Below are 19,352 nucleotides of genomic sequence, written 5' to 3'. Positions count from 1 at the left end.
ATACAAGACTTACAATTATTAGCATTAAGAAAAAATTAACATAACTTCTATTTTGTTTTAGAGAGATAGATTTGTTCTATCAAAAAAAACAAAAAACAGTATATGAAACTAAATTTTTTAAAATCTCTTGCATTGCTTGGAATGACAGGATTTGCTGTAATAAGCTGTAATGATGACGACAAAAAGGATTCGTCAAATGGTGTTAACAATAACATCGATTTTACAACACACTCAAAAATTCCTGCTTTTGTGTATCCGATGAGCGGATTTGAAAACCTAAAAATCAGCACTTTAATTGCGAGCTCTGATGTATTGCCAGAATCTCCTTCATTTATATACGGTGCACAACCTGATGGTGCCGGATTAATGAAAAACCCAACTGGAGAAGGTTACATCATGATTACAAACCACGAAATCCTACAGTCTGTTTCAAGAGTTTATTTCGATAAGACTTTCAAACCTGTAAAAGGTGATTATATTGTTGACGGAGTTGGAGGCTTAACACGTTTATGTTCTGCAACTTTAGCAACTCCAGAAATCCACGGATTTGGGCCAATATTCTTGACTGCTGGAGAAAGTGGGCAGGAAAGTATGGTTCATGGAATTAATCCTCTTGGACAATCTTCTGATAAAAGTAGAACCGACAGAGTTTTACCAGCTTTAGGAAAAGCAAGTATGGAAAACGCTGTTCCACTTCCAAAAGAAGCTTACCCAGGAAAAACTGTTATCTTAATTGGTGAAGATCAATCTTATGCGACTTCTCATGTAAGTGCTGGACAATTAATTATGTACATAGGCTCTGCTGTTGGTGATTTATCAAACGGAAAACTTTATGCTTTAAAAAGAACAGACGGAAATCAGGTTGAAACAACTATAACATTAAATAATTCATATCCAGTTGAATTTGTTGAAATTCCGAATGCTAAAAACTTAACTGGAGCAGTAATCAATACAACTGTAAATGATTTAAAGGCGATTCGTTTTTCTAGAGTTGAAGACGTAGATTACAGAAAAGGAAGCGCAAGCAACAACAGAGAAATCTATTTTACAGCAACGGGTCAGGCAACAAACAACGCTCCTGTTGACGGATATACAATGTGGGGAAGAGTTTATAAACTGAAATTGGATGCCACAAACCCTTTAAAAGGAACTTTAGAATTGGCTGTTGAAGGCGACAGTACTCCTGGGACAGGAATTATCAATCCAGATAACTTATGCGTAACTGAAAACTATGTTTACATTCAGGAAGATGGCGACAGTTATTATGCAGCTGCAAAACACGATTCGTATATCTGGCAATACAGTATTGCAACTAAGCAAAACAAACCATGGTTAAACATGAACCACAAAAGAACAGATCCTACTTGGAATACGCTTTACAACCAAACTGGCGAAATGAGATTTGGAAGCTGGGAGTTTGGCGCCATGGAAGATATCTCAGATATCATTGGTGTTCCAGATACTTTTACTGTGAACATTCACCCACACACTTGGCAGAGTGATGCATTTAAAAATGCTGATGGTTCTGGAACTCAAACTAATAAAGAGGGAGGACAAACTGTAATTATCAGAAACGTACAGAGATAATAATTGCAGCAAAAAATCATCTACTAACAGCCCTTATTTTTTCGATAAGGGTTGTTTTTATTAAAATACAATTATGGAATTAAAGCATTTTACTTTTCTATTTATACTGATTTGTTTTTTCTTTTCATGCAAAGAAAATGAAGTTCCAAAAGCTACAATCAAACAAGATTTATTAATCGATCTGACTAAATTAAGTAATGAAATCACTCAATTTCAAAAACTGGTAAATAGTGATTCTTCTCAAAAAGAAATTGTAGAACAATTCAAAAAATCTCGTTTAGCTTATAAAAAAGTGGAATGGGCAATTGAATATTTCATTCCTGAAACTGCCAGATTTATGAATGGTCCTGCTTTGGACGAAATGGAACTGGAAGAAAACCGATCTTTTGAACCTCATGGATTTCAAGTTATCGAAGAAATGATTTATCCTGACTATACTTCTGAGAGCAAAGAAGACTTAATCAGAGAATTAAATATTTTTCAATCCAATGTCAAACAGCTGAAAAGTTCTTTTGAAGTTATCACAATAAGTGACGACTATGTTTTGGATGCTATTCAGCAAAATGTTTTTCGTGTAATTGCTTTGGGAATTACTGGTTTTGATAGTCCAATTTTGCAGTCTTCAATTCCAGAAGCAGGAGAAAGTTTAATTGCAATTTCTAAATCTTTAGAAAAAATAAACAACACTAATAAATCATTGTCTGACTTAAAAATTCTGATTGAAAAAGCACAAAAATATTGCAAAGAGAATAACAATTTCAATGCTTTCGACAGAGCTTTCTTTATAACCGAATATTTAAATCCGATTTCGAAAAAACTGAAAACTTTTCAGAAAAAAGAAAATATCAAAAACGTAAAGAAAAATAGTCCGTTAAAACCCACAATAGAAACTTTATTTGATAAAGATGCTTTTGATGTAAACGCCTTTGTGCTTTCAGAAGAATATAATTTCAGCAAAGAAAAAGAGGTTTTAGGTGAAAAATTATTCTATGATAAAAGCCTTTCTAAAAACAACGATCGAAGCTGTGCCACCTGTCATAATCCTGAAAAAGCTTTTACCGATGGACTAAAAACGAACGTTTCGCTTACTGGAATGAATTTGCCACGAAATACGCCTACCCTAACATATGCTTCGTTGCAAAATGCCCAATTTTGGGATATGCGACAACTTGATTTAGAAAAGCAGAGTGTCGATGTAATTCAGAATAAAGACGAAATGCATGGCTCAATGGAAAACATTCATGCTAAAATTCAGCTGGATAAAGAATATGTAAAACTGTTTAAAAAAGCTTATCCAAAAACTGCAAAACCAGAAACTTGGCAAATTCAGAATGCTATTGCAAGTTACGTTAGATCCTTAAATGCCTTTGATTCCAGATTTGATGAATATATGAGAGGAAATAAAACTGCCTTGAACACCGAAGAAATTGAAGGAATGAATCTTTTTATGGGAAAAGCTAAATGTGCAACTTGTCATTTTACGCCATTGTTTAACGGAACGGTTCCACCAAGTTATTCAAAAACCGAACACGAAGTTATCGGAACTCCAAATGAAGCTTCTGGAAAATCTCTAAGTCCAGACAAAGGTCGTTATATATACAACCAAATGCCTCAATTGGTTGGTGCTTTCAAAACCCCGACCGTCAGAAATGCAGCCGTAACCGCTCCTTACATGCATAACGGAGTTTTTAAAACGCTAGAAGAAGTAGTTTCCTTTTACAACAAAGGAGGCGGAATTGGTCTAGGTTACAAAGTAGAAAATCAAACACTGCCTTTCGACAAACTGAATTTAAATGTCAAAGAAGAAAAAGCTCTCGTGGCTTTTATGAAAACGCTTACAGATAAAAAATACCAGTAAAACCAAAATACAACCTCATCTAAACAAAAACGCCGAAAAGTATATTTTTCGGCGTTTTGATTTTTAATCTACAAACATGCGATACGGAAACACGTTTGATGATCTATTTTTAAGGTTTTTAAAAAAGCTGTCACATAAATAATTCCACTCGGAATCTGAGAGCAGTTTTCTTTCTTCAGGATTCGTTTTTATGAAAATATCAACCGTTCTACTAAAACCGGCTTTTACAGAAATCTCTTTTCGAGTTCCTTTTTCAATTTTTATATCTTCTATTGAACCTTTAAAATGGTTAAATCCAAAAGCTTTAATATCGGCAAAAGTTACGATTCTGCCACGAGTCAGTAACGCATTTCTGTAAGACAGAATTCTATCTTTGTTATTCTGTTTGTTTAGTCCGCCAACAGTGTTGGTCATAAGGGTTATGCTTTTGCTTTCGAATATAAAATCCCGACATTGTAAAAAAGTCCCTGCTTTAACATCATTTCCTTCTTCTGCACATGTAGACCAATAGTTGATATGAAAATTTTTCCCAACTCCCGCATCATTTTTAGGTTTAATCATTAGATAAGGATCATTGCTTTTAGTAAAATTACTCTCTTTTGCTTGCTGCTGAATAGAGGCTAACAATTTTAATCCAAGAATCGAAATAAGAATAAAGCTTATAATTTGTAATTTTATTGGGTACAACAGCCAGTACAATTGAATATTTTTCCTTTAAATACAAAACTTCATCACTGAGATTCTCAGAATTATCATTTACAATAATTTTGTTTCTTAAACCTTTCTCTTCCATTTCTGACTGTTTTTTTATCAACTCCAAAGAGTAATTGTATTTAAACGGAATTTGTGAAATGTACTTTTTTCCCGTACATCCAACGCATATAGCAACAAGCAACAGAACAAATAACTGCTTCATTTTTTAGTATTAATATTTAGAAAATTGAATGTCTGAATTTAATTTTTTACAAATAGAAATGAGATAGAAGTGGTATTTCTCACTTTTAATCAGCAACATTAAATAAGTATATATTTACAAATATAAAATAAAAATATTTGTTTTTATAAGATTTTACACATAATAATGTTATTTTTGTGATTATTATATACCCGCAAAAAATGAACATCAAAAAAATAGACAGCCGAATTGTACTCTTTTTTAGTATTATTCTACTTGCAGCAATTGTATCCTTTCTCATACAATTTTTTAAACATGTCGATTGCGATGATGTTAAGTACTATATATTATCTGATCATTCGCAAAGTGAAGAACCTATTGAATTTTATGACCGAACCCATAATGCCAAATCATGGAAATGGGATTTTGGAGATGGATCAGCCACTGATATTCGAAGACATACTTTTCATACGTATAAAAATCCAGGAAAATATATTGTAACACTTACAATAAATGGCGAATGCACACATACTCGAGAACTAATTTTAACAGATAAGTATCTTCTCGATAAATTAGGAACTCCACAAATAATTACTTCCAAAACTATTACGGTAGGTCAGTCCACTTATTTCAGTTCTATTTCTCCTGAAGCTAAAACATGGGAATGGGGATTTGGCGAAGGAAAAGGCGTCATAGAAACCTCTTCAAATCCCGTTTACACATTTACTTCTTCTGGAGAAAAAACAATTACACTTGTTGTAAATGGAGACTTTAGCAGAGTGGCAAAAAAAGTTATTTATGTACACCCGAAAGTAATTAAAAAAACAAATCCTTTAGATGTAACCTCTTATGTTTATGAAAAGAATGTAGAAACTTTCTCATTACCCCGAGGCTCTGTAAAAAAAGACCCTCTTGAAGATATGCTGCAATATGTTCCTGTGGCTCCAAAAACCAAAACACAAAAAGACTCGATTGAAAATGTTAAAAAAGCTCCAAAAATATCCGAAGATCAATTTGAAATCTTATTAAATAAAGTCGCTGAAGGCAGTAAGGTAAAAGATGATTTTTCCGATTTTTTATGTGAAGACCTTGAAGTTCCTGTTGTCAAAAATGATAAAGACTTATTGACATTTGCACAGCTCTGTTCCAGTATTAAAGGAAAAAAAATAAAAATAGAATCAATCCGTCTCAATAAAGACAAGATTACTAATTGTGTGAAGGGAATCTCAATAAATTACAAGATAAAAAAATACCTGATCTGGGTAAAGGACTAAAATTTTATGGAAAAAGAACAAAATATCTTCAGCAGCGAATTAATAACTGCTTTTGAGATTGCAAAAAAAATAGCTAAGAATAATTCAAACAAATTCTTTTCGGCTTCGCATTTGCTAAAAGCAATTTTAGCTAGAGATTTATCACTGTTAAAAAAGCTCGAAACCATGGGCAAAGACGTTTATTATCTTGACGAATGGGCAGAAGTAAGAATAGAAGAAGAACCTAAAACTTCTCATGTTTTAGATGCTGAACCACATGCTATAATTGACCAAATTATAAAAGAAGCCGAATCATTAAGAAACGTTCTTAATGAAGATGAAATTACGATTTACAACATTTTGATTGCTTTAAGTTCTCCTGGAGTAGGTTTTAGTTTTGATCAGATGAAATCTTATCCAATTTCTAGAAATGAACTTCTAGAAGAACAGGAAACAATTCCGCAAAATGAAATTATTCATCAGCAAGAAAGTAAAAAAGTTTTTTTGAGTAAATATTGCATTCATAGAAATAACGAAAAGAAGAAGAAACGAATTTCAGCAATTGCACGTGAAACAGAATTAAATACGATAAAAGAAATTTTATGCCGTTTTTCAAAACCAAATGTCTTGCTAATTGGCGATCGCGGTATTGGAAAAACAATTCTTATCAATACCTTAATTCAAAATATAATCGACAATCAAGTTCCAGAAGTCTTAAATAAAACACAGCTTTTTGAACTTGATTTGTCTTCACTTATTTCTGGAGCGTCATATAAAGGCGAAATTGAAGATCGATTGAAAAATTGCATTCAAGAATTAAAACAATATCCAAAAGCCATTTTAATTATCGAAGAAATTCATTCATTATTAGATAATGGCACGGATTCAGGAATCTCAAACGTCTTAAAAAATGAGCTGAGCAAAGGACTAACTATTATTGCCACATCCACAATTGATGAATATTCTAAAAGAATTGAAAAAGAACAGGGGCTTTCTGGTATGTTTGAAATTGTAAAATTGGAAGAATCTAATGATGAAAATTTGTTTCGAATGATTCGTGAATCAATCAAATCTTATCAGGAACATCATAAAATACAAATTGACAACGAAACTATTTTAGAATCTATCAGACTGTCCAGAAGATATTTAAAAGAAAAAAGTCTTCCTGAATCAGCCATTAGTTTGATTGACCATACAATGTCTGTTTTGAAAACATCGGGAGAAACCTTTTTAAAAGAAAAACAATCGATTCTGAACAAACTTAATAATTTAAAAAATAACGATTTAGAACTATCAGAAGAACAATTAACTAAAGAATATAATTGGTTTCTAATAGATTTAATAAATAAAACAACATTTCTAATTGATGCTGATGAACAAAATGAAAAGAAAATATTTGAAACATCCGAATCATTTGTTACTTATATTGAAGAGCTAATAAATAAAGTTGAGGAAAAAGCATTAGATAAACGCTCTCATATTGAAGCATTTGATCTATCTTTAATTATTGCGAAAAAAACAGGAATTCCTGTTGGCAAACTTAAGAAATCAGAAAATGAAAAGTTAAAAAACATAGAACAGGTTTTATCTACACGAGTTATTGGACAAGATCACTGTATTGAAACAGTAGCCGGATCCATTCTAGAATCTCGTTCCGGGTTAAGTAAGACAGGACAACCAATTGCCTCGTTTTTCTTCTTAGGGCCAACAGGCACAGGTAAAACAGAATTAGCCAAAAGTTTAGCTGAATTTCTTTTTCAGGATGAAAATGCAATTATCCGTTTTGACATGTCTGAATTTAAGGAAGAACATTCCGTTTCTTTACTGCTAGGGTCGCCTCCGGGATATGTTGGGTTCGAATCGGGAAGCGTATTAGTAAACCAAATTCGTCAAAAGCCATATTCAATAGTTTTATTCGATGAAATTGAAAAAGCACATCCTTCTGTTTTTGATATATTTCTTCAAATCATGGATGAAGGCAAACTGCATGATCGTTTAGGAAAAGAAGGAGATTTCTCGAATGCCATTATTCTTTTTACCTCAAATATTGGAGCTGATCATATTGTAAATACTTTTAATGATGGTGAAGTTCCAACTTCAAATTCTTTAATGGAAATTATGGGGAATTATTTTCGACCTGAATTTTTAGGACGCTTAACCGAAATAGTACCTTTTGCACCTATCAGTAAAGAAAATGCTTTAAAAATCTTTGAAATACATCTTAAAAAAGAGTTTACTGATTTATTAAAAAATATGAATATTTCGATCAATATTCCGATGGAAGCCAAACTTTATCTTGTCGAAAATGGGTTTAATGCCCAGTATGGAGCCAGACCAATAAAAAGCATTATCAGAAGCCATTTGAGAAGACCATTAGCAAAAAAGATAATTTCTGGAGAAGTGCAAAATGGAGATTCCATTTCTGTTCTTATTGAAAATAACAATATAAAATGGATTAAAGAAGAAACTATTTCTACTCTTGATTAGTTTAAACATAAAAAACGCTAAGAATCAATTCTTAGCGTTTTCATTTTTTATTCTAAAACCAAACCAATCTGACCATCGTCATCTAATTCTGTTTCTACAGGATCTTCTTCTGGTATTTCCGGTTTTTCTGGAACTTCTTCTACAGGTTCTTCGTAAGGAAGCGGATCTAGTAAATTAACTTGTCTTAATTTATCCGTTGTTAACTGGTTTCCAAGAGCTTTGAAACCTTTTACGGCTATAAAGTCTTCTACATCAATATGTAAATCGTCTTTCTGAACTCCTTTTACTTTCGCAAAAATAAGTTGCGCTACCGGACGATAATCAGTCGATACAATTTCCAACTGCGAATTTGGATGGTCTGTAATAAAGCTTTCTTCTTTTCCTTCGTTTTCAACAAGGAAACGTTTTAAGAAGTAACGTTCTTTTTCTCCATCATAATAAATTGCCGAAATCGGTTTTTTAGGTTTCCATTTTTCCAGAACAATCATATCTTCCTCAAAGTGAGTCGATAATTCTGGAATGATTACCTTCAACTTTCCTGATTGGCTAATTACTAAAATTTTGTCAGTTGGTTTAAATTCTCCTAACAATTCTCCTCTTGCATCAACATTTAAACGTTTTACAGTATCATCAAACCAAACCTTTCTTGGCAATAAAGTCGAAATTCCCTTTTCTTTTAATTCGATTTTCTTGATTGGATATTTGGTCACTAAGTTTCCTTTTGAACCACGTCCTTTGATGGCTAAGTTAGCAAAATCAATATCGAATTTCAATTTCTTAATCGTTCCAACCTGACGCAATAGGATAGTTACAACCTCAGCTTCTCCATTTGGATTATGCGAAAAATAAACTACCTGAGAGCCGTTCGCTCCATTTGTTAAATCATACGCCTTATCACGTGTAACACCAGTAACGTTGAAACGTTTGATGTAAGACGGACCTGATTTACCATCTCGATACATCATATTATAGATGGTACGTTTATCATTTTTATCAAAAACAGCTGCGTGTATAATATCTTTCCCTATAAAAGTTTTGGCATCTACTTTTGTAATCATCAACGTTCCATCTCGCAAAAACACGATAACATCATCAATATCAGAACAATCGCCAATATATTCGTCTTTCTTTAAACTTGTTCCTACGAAGCCTTCTTCGCGGTTTACATATAGTTTTGTATTTCTTAAAACTACTTTTGTCGCCTCAACATTATCAAATACACGAAGTTCAGTTTTACGTTCACGTCCTTTTCCGTATTTCTCTTTTAATTTAGTAAAATAGGTAATCGCAAAATCGGTAAGATGCTCTAGATTGTATTCTACCTCTTTCATTTCTTCCTCTAATCTCGAAATCAGTTCGTCTGCTTTATCAGAATCGAAACGCGTAATACGGATCATCGGAATTTGAGTCAGTCTTTGTAAATCATCGTCATTGATTTCTCTTACGAATGATTTTTTGAAAGGCTCAAATCGGTCGTATAAATATTTGTAAAGAGATTCTCTGTCTCCATACAATTTGAAATCAATATACATTTCTTCACGAATGAAGATTTTCTCCAAAGTAGAAAAATGCCATTTATTTCGTAATTCCTCCAGCTGAATTTCTAATTCTTGACGAAGCAAATCAACGGTTCTGTGCGTCGAGATTTTCAGCATTTCAGAAACCCCAATAAACAAAGGTTTATTATCTTCGATAACACATCCTAAAGGCGCAACAGATGTTTCGCAAGCCGTAAAAGCAAACAAAGCATCGATTGTTTTATCTGGAGAAACTCCTGGAAAAAGATGAATTAAAATCTCAACATCCGCAGCGGTATTGTCCTCAATTTTCTTGATTTTGATTTTACCTTTTTCGTTGGCTTTCAAAATACTGTCAATCAAACTTGATGTATTGGTTGAAAACGGAATCTGCGTAATCACCAAAGTATTTTTGTCTAACTGCGAAATCTTAGCACGCACACGCACACGACCGCCACGCATTCCGTCATTGTAGTTAGAAACATCGGCGATACCCTGCGTCATGAAATCAGGATAAAGCGTAAATGGTTTTCCTTTTAAGATTTTAATTGAAGCATCAATTAATTCGTTGAAGTTGTGAGGTAAAACTTTTGTCGAAAGTCCAACCGCAATTCCCTCCGCTCCTTGTGCTAAAAGCAATGGGAATTTTACAGGAAGATTATTTGGTTCTGCACGACGACCATCGTACGAAACGCCCCAATCTGTAATTTTTGGAGAATACAAAACCTCCAAAGCAAATTTAGATAAACGTGCCTCAATATAACGCGAAGCTGCCGCTCCGTCTCCAGTTAAAATATTTCCCCAGTTTCCTTGACAGTCAATTAATAGATCTTTTTGACCAATCTGCACCATCGCATCACCAATACTCGCATCTCCGTGTGGGTGATACTGCATGGTGTGACCAACAACATTGGCAACTTTGTTATAACGACCATCATCCAACTCTTTTAGAGAATGCATTATACGACGCTGAACCGGTTTAAATCCGTCCTCGATAGCAGGAACCGCACGTTCCAGAATTACGTACGAAGCATAATCCAGGAACCAGTCTTTGTACATTCCCGTTACTTTCGTAATAACGTCTTCTCCTTCTTCTTCCTGATTTTCGTAAAAATGTGCTCCTTCAAAATTTTTTCCATCACCATCAATCACATCATCATCGCCATCCTGAATGTTATCCAGATTGTCATCTGAATTATTCTCGTCGTCGTTTGGAATTATGTTATCGTCTTCTTCGTCTTTCATTTTTTATGCTGAATTTATTTCAGTAAACTATTTCTATTATTCATAATCTTCGCCTAAATATTTGATTCCAGCTTTTTTAAAAAGCTCTTCCATTTGACTAAAGCAAAAGCCATTGTAATTTTCAAGGTTTTTTGATTCTCTAAAACCTTTACACGACAAACAAAGCTCTTTGTAACCAATTATTCTATTTTTTTGATCTCTGAAAAGTATCATATGACGTGGCATATAACAATCTCTAGGTAAATTTTCTAATTTACAACTATCCTGAGACATTAATTCCAGTAATTCTGTTTTCAATACTGAATTTAATACTACCCTTTCTTTAACCTTCGTACTATCAAAATTTAATTTATAATCAACAACAAGGTCTTTTGTATATTTATTATCTTTTTTCGTAATTTTTCTGTCCCATCGTATTCGGTCTTCATAAGACAAAACCTCAACTTTGGATAAATCCTTCAAAGGAAAATCTCTTATTTTGGCTATTTCACTTTTTGATTTACTCACTCCAGTTTTCTCAATTACGATTGAAGAATCTGTAGTTTCTTTTTTACAAGAAATCATACCTAAAATAATTAATAAAAGTAAAATTCTCTTCATTCGTTAAATTTTATTACTTTCTAATAATTCTTTTAAAGCTTCAACACTTGGTAAAACAGTTTTATATTTACTGGCAAAAATCTGTTCATTGTTTTCTGGCAAAGTATATTTCACAACAGCTTCACTTTTATTTTGACAAAGTACAATTCCGATAGTTTTATTTTCCTCTTCCAAACGCATTTCTCTGTCATAAAAATTGACATACATTTGCATCTGCCCTAAATCCTGATGTTTCAATTCGCCAATTTTCAAATCAATAAGAACAAAACATCTCAAAATTCTATTGTAAAAAACTAAATCAATTCTAAAATGCTTATCATCAAAACTAATTCTTTCTTGTCTTGCAACAAATGTAAAACCGTGACCTAATTCTAATAAAAACTGTTCCAGTTTATTAATGATTTCTTCTTCTAACTGAGATTCAGAATATTGATTCAATTCTGGCAATCCTAAAAACTCAAGGATATAAGGATCTTTAATAATATCTTTCGGTTTTTCAATTATTTGGCCTTGTTCTGAAAGTTTTAAGATACCTTCTTTATCTCTACTTAAAGCTAATCTTGTATAAAGTGCCGTATCATACTGACGTTTCAATTCTCTAACACTCCAATTGTGTTTTTCAGCTTCGATTTTATAAAAACGTCTTTCTTTTTCATCATCAATTCGCATTAAAAAAACATAATGACTGAAACTCAATTTGAAAAATGAAGACAAAGTTTCATAATCTAGTTTCTCGAATTCCGCAGATGACGTCTGCGAAATCTTCTCTTCAGAATTCCGAGACAGTGTCGCGGAATTCTTTATTTCTAAAATCCGCAACAGTGTCGCGGATTTTGAATAAATCAAATAAAACTTTCTAATCCTTTCTAAAACATCAATAGAAAACCCTTTTCCAAACTCCTTAGTCAATTGTTGAGAAAGTCCTTTTAAAAGTTGCTTGCCATATTCAGCCCTATCTCTTCCGTTCTGTTCTTCTTCAACTATAATTCTTCCAATTTCAAAATAGGTAATGGTCATTGTTGAATTTATCGTACGTAAAACCTGTTGACGTGCATTTTGCAATAACTCGGCAACTTGTTGAAAAATAACTTTATTTTGAAGACCGTCTGACACTATACTTCTAATTTATTTTCTAAACCTCCTCAAGCTCATCAATCTCAACCTTCAGATTTTTGATAATAAAATCTTGTCTGTCTGGTGTATTTTTCCCCATATAGAAAGATAACAACTGCTCGATTGAAGTATGTTTATCCATCATAACTGGATCAAGGCGGATAGTATCGCCGATAAAGTTTTTAAACTCATCTGGCGAAATTTCCCCCAAACCTTTAAATCGGGTGATTTCTGGTTTTGGTTTTAATTTTTCAATCGCATCTTTTCTTTCTTCTTCAGAATAACAATAAATCGTTTCTTTTTTGTTTCGAACCCTGAAAAGCGGTGTTTGCAAAATATACAAATGTCCTTCTTTGATTAACTCAGGAAAAAACTGAAGGAAAAACGTAATCAACAGCAAACGAATGTGCATTCCGTCGACATCGGCATCAGTTGCTATTACTATATTGTTGTAACGTAATTTTTCTAATCCGTCTTCGATATCTAATGCCGCTTGCAATAAGTTGAATTCTTCGTTTTCATACACAATCTTTTTAGACATTCCGTATGAATTCAAAGGCTTACCACGTAAACTGAAAACCGCTTGTGTATTCACATCACGCGATTTGGTAATCGATCCAGAAGCCGAATCTCCCTCGGTAATAAAAAGCGTGCTTTCTAAGTTTCTTGGGTTTTTAGTATCTGGAAGATGCGCACGACAGTCTCTTAATTTTTTATTGTGCAAATTGGCTTTTTTAGCACGATCTGTTGCCAGTTTTCTAATTCCTGATAATTCTTTTCTTTCGCGTTCTGCCTGAAGAATTTTACGCAATAAAGCTTCGGCTGTCGGCGGGTTTTTATGCAGGTAATTGTCCAGCTTCGTTTTGATAAAATCGTTAACGAAAGTACGAACAGAAACTGCCGGTGTTCCATCATCAGAACCCATATCGGTAGAACCTAATTTGGTTTTGGTCTGAGACTCAAAAACCGGCTCCATCACTTTAATACTAATCGCACTTACAATCGATTTACGAACGTCTGATGCATCAAAATTCTTATTGTAAAACTCACGAATTGTTTTTACAACAGCTTCACGATACGCCGCTAAGTGCGTTCCTCCCTGAGTTGTATTCTGACCGTTTACGAAAGAATGGTATTCTTCGCTGTATTGGGTTTTACTGTGCGTTAACGCTACCTCAATATCATGGTCTTTTAAATGAATAATTGGATATTCTAAATCTTCTGCATTGATGGTTTCTTCTAATAAATCACGAAGTCCATTTTCTGAATAATATTTTTCTCCATTGAAAATAATCGTCAAACCATTGTTTAGATAACAATAGTTTTTAACCATTTTCACTACATATTCCATACGGAATTTATAGTTTTTGAAAATCGTTTCGTCTGGTGTAAAAGTTACTTTTGTTCCTTTACGCTTTGTCGTATCGATTATATCTTCTTCTAAAACTAAATTTCCAGCCGAAAACTCTGCTCCTTTTTGTTTATCATCTCGAACCGATTCTACACGAAAAAAAGTAGAAAGTGCATTTACGGCTTTTGTTCCGACACCGTTCAGACCAACTGATTTCTGGAAAGCTTTAGAATCGTATTTTCCTCCGGTATTCATTTTCGAAACTACATCTACCACTTTTCCTAAAGGAATACCACGACCATAATCACGAACCGTCACAGTTTTTTCTTTGATACTTACCTCAATAGTTTTTCCTGAGCCCATTACGAACTCATCGATACAGTTGTCTAAAACCTCTTTTAGAAGAATGTAAATACCGTCATCCGGAGCAGATCCGTCTCCAAGTTTTCCGATATACATTCCGGGACGCATACGGATATGTTCTTTCCAATCAAGCGAACGAATATTATCTTCGGTATATTGATTTTGCTCTAGCATATATGAATTTAGGATTTTTGGCTAATGTACCATTTCTTAACAAAAAATGAAAGCGTATTTTCTTTTTGTTACGAATAATAACAGTTAAAAATCTATTTAAACTGATTTTAAAATAAAACGCAGACTAAAAATATAGAAAAACTGCTTTTTCAGCAAAAAAATACTATTTGATTCCGAGCACTTCTTTTGCAAGGGCAATCATCTCAGGCGTTCCCGTATTTTTGTTTTTTTCGTCTGAAAGTTTTACAACTCCCTGCCAATGCGTATTGTCAGGTTTTGCTTCGGTTAGTTTAATCACCATATTCATTGCTGGAAGTCCAACATCGTTTGTGAAGTTGGTTCCAATTCCGAACGACATTTTTATTTTATCATTACAGAAATCTGCAATTCTTTTTACTTTATCAAAATTTAAGGAATCCGAAAAAACAATTGTCTTTGATTTAGGATCAATTCCCATTTTAGTGTAATGCGAAATCACTTTTTGGGCAAATTCAATAGGATCACCGCTGTCATGGCGAACACCGTCAAAAAGTTTTGAATATTTTTTATCAAATTGATTGAAAAAGATATCGGTTGTATACGTATCTGTTAAGGCAATTCCGAGATCGCCGCCATATACTTTTGTCCAATTTTCAAGACCAGTCGAGTTGGCCATCTTAAAACCATATTGCGCTGCATGAAACATAAACCATTCGTGTGCATGCGTGCCTAAAGGACGTTTGTTATTCTGCATCGCAAAATGCACATTGCTGGTGCCAATAAAGCTTTGCCCTCCATAAGTACGCAAGGTTTCGTTTACCAGATTATGCACTTCATAAGAATGACGACGTCTTGTTCCGAATTCTAAAATCGAAACTCCGATTTTATTATAATTATCGATTTTGTCTTTGGTTAGTTTTTTTATGGCTTCATCATTTAAGCGAATCAAATGATTGGATTTATAAAAAAGCTCTGAAATCAAGGCCATCAAAGGGACTTCCCACAAAATGGTACGATACCAAAATCCTTCAACCGTAACTTTTATTTCTGAACCTTCTTGGCTGATATGAACTTCAGACGGATCAAAAACATATCCTTGAAGAAAATCTAAATAAGTAGGATCCAAATAAGGACAATAGTGTGCTAAATAATGCTTCTCTTCTTTTGTTAAACGAAGATTTGCCATTTCATTTACAGATTTCTGAAGTAATGCCGCAAAACCTGCCGGAAAAATATGTTTCCCGCGATTTATAAATCCATAACGAACTTTAGCTTTTGGAAAAAGTTTAATTACAGCATGCTGCATTGTAAATTTATAGAAATCATTATCTAATATTGATTTCAGAGAAGTAGTTTCCATAGCCTTTAAATTCGGATCATTCTTGCTAAGATACGGCAATTTAAGGAAAGGCAAAAATTCTTAATTACACAAAAACAGTCTTCCCTATTTTGGAACAATTTTAAATGCAGCAAAACCTTCTTCAAAAAGATAAAAAGTAATATATCGTCCCATTCTTTTATCATAAGTTATTTGAAACTCCAAAATTCCATTTTCTTCTTTTGGGCTTTCGATTTCGATACGCTCTTCTTTCTTATTTAAACAATAAAGATCTTCTAATCTTGAAATGTTTTTAAATTTGAAAGTCATTTTATCCCCATCATTCGCTTGAATTACTCCAGAAAACGGAAATACAACCTGAGATTCTGCTTTAAAAAATCCATTATAAAAAAGAGGTCCGTTTAAAAATGTTTCTTTATTGCCAGTATTGTTCTTATACATCGCATTATCAGGAAAATGTTTTGCATAAAAATATTCAGGATTCATGTCAAAATAAATGGATTTGAATTTCTTTACTATTACTTTACGTTTTTCATCGTAAAATCCATTTCCCCATGTAACATCTACTAATATCCATTTTCCCTCAATCTGAACAGTATTCCATGCATGATTAGAACCTAATCTTTTTCTCCCAATATCATTTAACAATGTTTTTGAATCACCCGTAACTTTTTGGCACTTCAAACCGTTTAATGTAGCTAAATATCCATACAACAGAGCAAAACCCTCACACACTGCTTCCTTAGATTTAAATGTTTTCTGAATTGTTTTTGCATCTAATAATTGCTTTTTTTTATCCCATTCAGCCTTAGTTTTAAATCTATAAGTTTTTTGTTTTGGAGGATTTAAATAAGTTTCAAGATCATAATTTAATTTAATTGCCATCCAGCTGTAAATTGCTCTTGCTCGATCATATTCCGAAGTAAAATCTTTTTGAATTCTCTGTGCTAATTTTTCAGGACTACCAAAATTTGGATATTTTAAAATAATACTATCAATTGCATTATACTTTTGAGAATATCCTGAACTAACAAAAAAAGTGTTCAAGAAAAAAAGTATAAAAGCAATTTTCTTTAATATCATATAAGGCTTTATTTCGAAATTATTTTGAAAGAAACAACACTGCTTGTACCCACAAAAATAGTAATATACTCGCCTACGTTATTATCGTTTAAAATTTCGAATTCCAAACCGCCACGTTTTTCTTTTGGGTTCTGTATTTTTACAGCCTGATTTTTTTTATTCAAATAAAAGACCTGATCCGATTTAGAAATATTCTTGATTTCAAATTCGATTTTTCCACCTTTTTTAGCTTCAATTATTCCCGAATTCGGAGACTTAATTTTATAATCTTCTTCTATCGTTTTATTGTAAATCAAAGGTCCGTTTAGAAAATCATCCTTACTTAATTTGTTTCCCAAAAAAGTCCCAGAATCTGGAAAATGTTTGGCAAAAAAGTAATCAGGATCTGTGTCGAAATAAATAGGATTAAAATCGTTTACCATTCTTCCTTTACTTGTATCATAATAACCTTGTCCCCAAGTCACATCGATCAAACGCCATTTTTTATCAAAAAAAACCATGTTCCATGCATGATTAGAAGACAATGTTTTTCGCCCTATGTCTCGTAATGAAATTTTAGAATCGCCTCGAATCACTTCGCATTTGATTCCCATCAAAGAAGCCAGATGCTGATACAAAGCTGTAAAACCTTCGCAAACTGCTTTTTTAGAATTAAAAGCTTTTTGAATCAGGTTATCATTCAATTGTTTTATTTTTCGCTGTTTTTCTGCTTCTGAAGAATAACTGAAACCCTGCGTTTTTGGTGGATTCAGATAAGCATTGTAATCGTACTTGATATTATAGCCAATCCAGCTGTATATCGCTCGGGCACGATCTGAATCTGAATCAAAATCTTTTTCGATTTTTTCGGCTAGTTTTTCGGTAGTATCAAAACTTTTCGGGTATTTCGCAACAATCTTGTCAACTTCGTTTATCTTTTGAGCAAAAGTAAAATTCAGGAAAAAAGTGTTTAAGAAAAAAAATAGAAGAGCAATCTTTTTTTGTGGCATTTATTAAAAACTTGATTTTATAATATCTTTTAACTGTTGGTCCAATTCTGGATTTGAAATTTTATTTTCCTGTACATCAAAATTCGCGCCAAATGCTGGTAATGAAAAACTTCCTTTTATTTCGGCACCATATCTCGGAAAAAGATTTTGAGCAATTCCTAAAACAGATGCGCCACCTCTTCCACCTGGCGAAGTGGCCAATAACAACATCGGTTTGTTCTGAAAAACATCTTTTTCTATTCTCGAACTCCAGTCAAAAACATTTTTGAAAGCAACTGAATAATTGCCGTTATTTTCTGCCATTGAAACCACTAGAATATCAGCTTCTTTGAGTTTATTCAGAAATGCTTGTGCCACTTTATGCTGACCGATTTCTTTTTCGAGATCTACACTGAATACAGGCATTGCAAAATCATTTAAATCTAAAACCTCAACTTCCGCATTTTCAAATAAACCTGCTGCATAAGTCGCTAAACGCTTATTGATTGACTGCATGCTGTTGCTTCCTCCAAAGGCTACTATTTTCATATCTTATTTTTTTGTTTGTTCTTATTTATTTGGGGTTTCAATTTCGTAAATATCTTTTGCTATTTCTACCGAATATTCATTTGGATAAATTTTACCTCCGTAAGATTTTGCGTATACTTTAGTAAATTCTGCTCCAAAATACAGAATAATTGCCGAATAATATACCCACACTAAAATAATTATTACCGATCCCGCCGCGCCGTAAACGGAAGCTACAGTCGAGCTGCCTAAATAAAAACCTATTGCAAATTTACCAATCATAAAAAGAACTGCCGTAACACTAGACCCAATAATAGCATCTTTCCATCTGATTTTTCCATCGGGTAATGTCCTGAAAATTATGGTAAATAAAAGTGTAATACTCGCCAATACAATTATTATGTTAAGTACATAAAACAGATAAACGGTACTCTCTGGAAAATAAATTCTTAAGCGGGCACTCACCAAATCTAAAACCGTATTGATAAAAAGGCTGACAATCATTAAGAATCCAACGGAAGCAATCATAGAAAATGACATTAACCTGTTTTGAATGAATTTTTTAACCCCTTTATCTGGTTTGGCTCTCAGTCCCCAAATAAAATTGATTGAACTCTGAATTTCTGCGAAAACTCCAGAAGCTCCAATTAACAACATTACAACACCAAACACTGTTGCAAAAACATTATTTCCGGATAATTCTACATTTTTAATCGCTTCCTGAATTTGAGTTGCAGCGCCATTACCAACTAAACCATTTATCTGACCGTATAATTGCCCTGTAACTGCTTCTTCTCCAAAGAAAAAACCACAAACCGTAATAATGATAATTAATAACGGTGGTAATGCAAATATGGTGTAATAAGACAGCGCAGCACTGAGTTTTATAGCATTGTCATCATTAAATTCTAAAAAAGTATTCTTTAGAAGAAACCAAGTTTTTGAAAAAATATTTTTGATTCTCATTTGCTGATTTTTTGAGTTACACTCAAATTTAAGCAATAATCGAAAA

At 33.1% G+C, this 19,352-nt stretch carries 15 protein-coding genes; 4 read left to right on the top strand and 11 right to left on the bottom strand.

From position 1 onward, the window contains the following. Positions 1-102 precede the first annotated feature (102 nt). Both ACFFLS_RS08100 and ACFFLS_RS08095 read left to right on the top strand, forming a co-directional pair. Positions 103-1,587, top strand: a complete 1,485-nt coding sequence (locus ACFFLS_RS08100) for a PhoX family protein (RefSeq protein ID WP_379686030.1) — start codon at positions 103-105, stop codon at positions 1,585-1,587. 73 nt (positions 1,588-1,660) lie between these two features. After that, positions 1,661-3,445 carry a cytochrome-c peroxidase gene (locus ACFFLS_RS08095; protein WP_379686029.1) on the top strand — a complete coding sequence of 595 codons (1,785 nt, stop codon included), beginning with the start codon at positions 1,661-1,663 and terminating at the stop codon, positions 3,443-3,445. Between the two features lie 63 nt (positions 3,446-3,508). On the opposite strand, the gene ACFFLS_RS08090 is transcribed toward ACFFLS_RS08095, so the two are convergent. Then, positions 3,509-4,006 (bottom strand): hypothetical protein, encoded by a 498-nt coding sequence (locus tag ACFFLS_RS08090; protein WP_379689286.1) that lies wholly within the window; start codon positions 4,004-4,006, stop codon positions 3,509-3,511. A 28-nt stretch (positions 4,007-4,034) separates the two neighbouring features. After that, positions 4,035-4,361, bottom strand: a complete 327-nt coding sequence (locus ACFFLS_RS08085) for a hypothetical protein (protein WP_379686027.1) — start codon at positions 4,359-4,361, stop codon at positions 4,035-4,037. 200 nt (positions 4,362-4,561) lie between these two features. On the opposite strand from ACFFLS_RS08085, the gene ACFFLS_RS08080 reads away from it, so the two are divergent. After that, a complete protein-coding gene (locus ACFFLS_RS08080; RefSeq protein ID WP_379686026.1) occupies positions 4,562-5,614 on the top strand; it encodes a PKD domain-containing protein in 1,053 nt (350 codons plus the stop codon). A 6-nt stretch (positions 5,615-5,620) separates the two neighbouring features. Next, on the top strand, positions 5,621-8,080 hold the full coding sequence (locus tag ACFFLS_RS08075; RefSeq protein ID WP_379686025.1) for an AAA family ATPase: 2,460 nt from the start codon (positions 5,621-5,623) through the stop codon (positions 8,078-8,080). A gap of 47 nt (positions 8,081-8,127) precedes the next feature. On the opposite strand, the gene ACFFLS_RS08070 is transcribed toward ACFFLS_RS08075, so the two are convergent. The 9 genes from ACFFLS_RS08070 to ACFFLS_RS08030 all read right to left on the bottom strand — a co-directional run bounded on the left by ACFFLS_RS08070 (position 8,128) and on the right by ACFFLS_RS08030 (position 19,306). Further along, on the bottom strand, positions 8,128-10,842 hold the full coding sequence (locus ACFFLS_RS08070; RefSeq protein WP_379686024.1) for a DNA gyrase/topoisomerase IV subunit A: 2,715 nt from the start codon (positions 10,840-10,842) through the stop codon (positions 8,128-8,130). Positions 10,843-10,878: 36 nt separating this feature from the next. Next, entirely contained in the window at positions 10,879-11,442 is a 564-nt protein-coding gene (locus ACFFLS_RS08065) for a hypothetical protein (protein WP_379686023.1), read from the bottom strand. 3 nt (positions 11,443-11,445) lie between these two features. Then, positions 11,446-12,555 carry a PDDEXK nuclease domain-containing protein gene (locus ACFFLS_RS08060; protein ID WP_379686022.1) on the bottom strand — a complete coding sequence of 370 codons (1,110 nt, stop codon included), beginning with the start codon at positions 12,553-12,555 and terminating at the stop codon, positions 11,446-11,448. A gap of 19 nt (positions 12,556-12,574) precedes the next feature. After that, a complete protein-coding gene (locus ACFFLS_RS08055; protein ID WP_379686021.1) occupies positions 12,575-14,443 on the bottom strand; it encodes a DNA topoisomerase IV subunit B in 1,869 nt (622 codons plus the stop codon). Positions 14,444-14,606: 163 nt separating this feature from the next. Beyond that, complete coding sequence (gene pncB / locus ACFFLS_RS08050; RefSeq protein WP_379686020.1) at positions 14,607-15,782, bottom strand: nicotinate phosphoribosyltransferase; 1,176 nt, start codon at positions 15,780-15,782, stop codon at positions 14,607-14,609. Between the two features lie 84 nt (positions 15,783-15,866). Continuing rightward, positions 15,867-16,844: a transglutaminase domain-containing protein gene (locus ACFFLS_RS08045; protein ID WP_379686019.1), complete on the bottom strand. Its 978-nt coding sequence runs from the start codon at positions 16,842-16,844 to the stop codon at positions 15,867-15,869. A gap of 8 nt (positions 16,845-16,852) precedes the next feature. Next, positions 16,853-17,833: a transglutaminase domain-containing protein gene (locus ACFFLS_RS08040; RefSeq protein WP_379686018.1), complete on the bottom strand. Its 981-nt coding sequence runs from the start codon at positions 17,831-17,833 to the stop codon at positions 16,853-16,855. Between the two features lie 3 nt (positions 17,834-17,836). Further along, positions 17,837-18,361 carry an NADPH-dependent FMN reductase gene (locus ACFFLS_RS08035; protein ID WP_379689284.1) on the bottom strand — a complete coding sequence of 175 codons (525 nt, stop codon included), beginning with the start codon at positions 18,359-18,361 and terminating at the stop codon, positions 17,837-17,839. Between the two features lie 21 nt (positions 18,362-18,382). Then, the gene (locus tag ACFFLS_RS08030; RefSeq protein ID WP_379686017.1) at positions 18,383-19,306 is read right to left on the bottom strand and encodes a YihY/virulence factor BrkB family protein; all 924 of its coding nucleotides are present in this window, start codon (positions 19,304-19,306) and stop codon (positions 18,383-18,385) included. Between the last annotated feature and the right edge of the window lie 46 nt (positions 19,307-19,352).

It is taken from the genome of Flavobacterium procerum (genome assembly GCF_042431625.1).
In the GTDB taxonomy this organism is placed as follows: Bacteria; Bacteroidota; Bacteroidia; order Flavobacteriales; family Flavobacteriaceae; genus Flavobacterium; species Flavobacterium procerum.
The sequence above is the reverse complement of the archived record's forward strand: the minus strand, read 5'-3'. Positions and strand labels throughout refer to the sequence as shown.